This is a genomic window from Pirellulales bacterium, from assembly GCA_036490175.1.
Taxonomy (GTDB): domain Bacteria; phylum Planctomycetota; class Planctomycetia; order Pirellulales; family JACPPG01; genus JACPPG01.
On the sequence record DASXEJ010000005.1, the window covers coordinates 1 to 2,739 of the forward strand.

The window sequence follows — 2,739 nt, forward strand, 5'->3', positions numbered from 1 at the left end:
TGCCACTTGCCATCGTTTGAACATCCGGGTGGCAAGCCCGACTTCGATTCCAGAAATTGCCTCGCTTATGAGGCCAGGGAAACGAAACGCATATGGCCAATCTTTGCCGTCGACCGTTTCGAAACTGCTACCGGCAATCCCCGCCTCTGGATGAGTCTCCAGAAAATCTACTAAAGTCTGAATGGCGCCTAGCCTCACTTGCGCGTCAGGGTTCAGAAGATAGATATAATCCGGGACACGGAAGTTGCACGCGGTCCGTATTCCAAGGTTGTTTCCGTAGGCGAAGCCACCATTTTTTGGCGCAGCCACCAACTCGACCCATGATCCCCAGGATCGCGCTGCCACAGCCGAAGCGATTTCCCCTTCGTCTCCCGAAGCGTTATCTACGACAACGACTCTGATACTCGACGTGGCCCTGGCCCGCTCGTCGCAGACTGACTTCAAAGCCTCGACGACAAGCCGCGCTGATCTGTAGCTAACTATTATTACTGCTACGTCGACCTGTTGCATAAGTGTATCTAAATAATATGCTGGCTAATCTCGTTTTGAGCGTACCCATTCCAGCTGCCGTGATACGATGAAACTCACGTATAACGGAAGCTTCCACAAGGCGTAAACGGGAGCCGATGCGAGATCGCGCAAAGAGAGCGTGCCACGTCCGTAGCGCACCCACGAGATCATCACCGATAATACCAGCAGTACAATCGCCAGGATCGCGATTTCAAGGGGAAATGTCAGCCCCGTAAGCGCCGCAAACACGGCGGCGGCCAGCCACGTCACTGTGACGAGCAGGCTCAATAAGCTGAGGGGCGGCACCGCCAGATCCAGCGACATGGCTAGCAATCCGATGTCGAGAGACCTGAGAGCCTTCAGGAGGAGGAGGGGTGCCTCCTTCGCAATCATTCCCAGATGGCCGTGTTCCCACCGCCGGCGTTGGCCGTGAATGCCTTCCTCGGAGGCAGGGTAGTAACTGGTTACGAGAGCCTGCTCACAAAACAGCGGGGGCCGACCGGTGCGGGCCAACTCAACGCCCAGCTTGAGATCTTCGACCAGATGACCGGTGGCCAAGTTGGCCGAGCCGATGCATTCCCACGGAAATGCCATGCCGGTGCCCATTAATTGGCAGGGCAAATTCAGCGCGGATAGGCCTAGGGGGCGCACTCTATTCTTGACGATCCACGCGAACTCGGCGATCCGCATCTTCAGCCCGGCGCCTTGAGGTGCGCGCATCAGATATAGCGCCTGAACCGGTCGAGCGGCAGCGGCACAACGACGGGCTAATTGGTCAATCGACCCCGGCGAGACTTGGCAATCGGAATCGATGATGACGATGATCGGTGGCGGACGCTCTCGTAGGTGGCGTACGCCCAAATCGAGCGCGTAACCCTTGCCCCGCAGTGCCGGCACTGTACGGGTGATGACTTCGGCTCCCGCCGCTGAGGCGATTTCGGCGGTGTCGTCAGAGCAGTTGTCCGCGACGACCAGGATCCTATCGGCTCCCGTTAGCTGCCGCATTATCGACTGAAGTGTCTCGGTGATCGTAGCGGCCTCGTTATAGGCCGGGATGAGCACGGCAATCGGCGGTCGCCCGGGTGCCACACCCATCGGGTCGGAGCGCTTTACGGCCGCGCATAGCACTTCCAGCCAAAGCGTCGTGGTTGGCACCAAGACGGATGCTGCCATCGTGGTGAGCAGGATTTCAAATAAGGTCGTCAATTTCCAATGTTCCGTCTGGGTTTGTTGACCGCAGGAACACCGACGGCGACACAATTGTCCGGTACGTCATTGATCACAACGGCATTTGCGCCGATCACCACGTTATCGCCGACCGATATGGGCCCTAGGATCTTGGCGCCCGCACCGATGTCCACGTTATTTCCTATCACCGGCGCTTGCGGCTCTTCGACCCGCCGCAGCCCAATGACCACTCCATTACGAATGCGGCAGTTGTCGCCAAATTTGGCGAAGCCGCTGATGACGATCCCCCCGAAATGATCAATCACAAAATTTCGCCCTATCTCCACTTCACACGGTAATTCTATCCCCGTCATGATCTGCGTCAGCTTGAATAGAATCTTATAGATAAGGGAGCAAAACTTGCGTACGGGCCGTGGGCGTACCCGATAGCGCCAGCGTCCGAAACGATACACGACCAGCGCCCAAAAGCCTTGGGCGGCCCAATCGCCGTTGTGTGCTTTCAGATCCTGCCTAATGTTCTGAAACATGCAACGCTGTCACAGCGGACTGGTTAGAACAGGACGGCGCAGCATCATGGCCTCCATGCTCACGATCAGCAGGCCCTCAGCGAAACTCGGGAGACGACGCAAGGAACTAAGCCTGCGAAGCGCAGCCGTACGGATTTCTACAGGCTTTTTTGAATGCATCAGCTGACGCCGGAGGAGTTCAAGCAGCGGCGAGGGACGTCGGCAATCTTCGCTTTAAACCGCGTTCTTGACGAGAGAATTTGCGTCCGGTTTCAACGCCGCGGCAAGTAGCTTTTGCAGCTGCCGAACATTCGTTCTTACGTCGTGCCTTTCCTCTACCAGACGACGGCCCTCCATACCAAGCTGCTGCAACCTCTGCGAATCGACTGTCAGAGCCTCACGTATTGCCCCGGTCAGTTCGCTTTCCGATCCGGACGGCACAATCCATCCGCAAGCTGAACTTACCAGCTCCGGAATTCCAGCAATATATGTGGAAATGACCGGACGCCCTAGAGCCAGTGCCTCCATGATAACT

The 2,739-nt window shown here is 57.0% G+C and carries 4 protein-coding genes; all 4 read right to left on the reverse strand.

Annotated features, from left to right (window positions below):
- The coding region (locus tag VGG64_00350) for a glycosyltransferase (protein ID HEY1598018.1) at positions 1-510 on the reverse strand (510 nt) is incomplete at its 3' end.
- Positions 511-534: 24 nt separating this feature from the next.
- Positions 535-1,716 (reverse strand): glycosyltransferase family 2 protein, encoded by a 1,182-nt coding sequence (locus VGG64_00355; GenBank protein HEY1598019.1) that lies wholly within the window; start codon positions 1,714-1,716, stop codon positions 535-537.
- Complete coding sequence (locus tag VGG64_00360; GenBank protein ID HEY1598020.1) at positions 1,713-2,225, reverse strand: serine acetyltransferase; 513 nt, start codon at positions 2,223-2,225, stop codon at positions 1,713-1,715. Before VGG64_00360 ends, VGG64_00355 begins: the two co-directional genes overlap by 4 nt.
- Positions 2,226-2,438: 213 nt before the next feature.
- A partial coding sequence (locus VGG64_00365; protein ID HEY1598021.1) for a glycosyltransferase occupies positions 2,439-2,739 on the reverse strand: 301 nt, incomplete at its 5' end.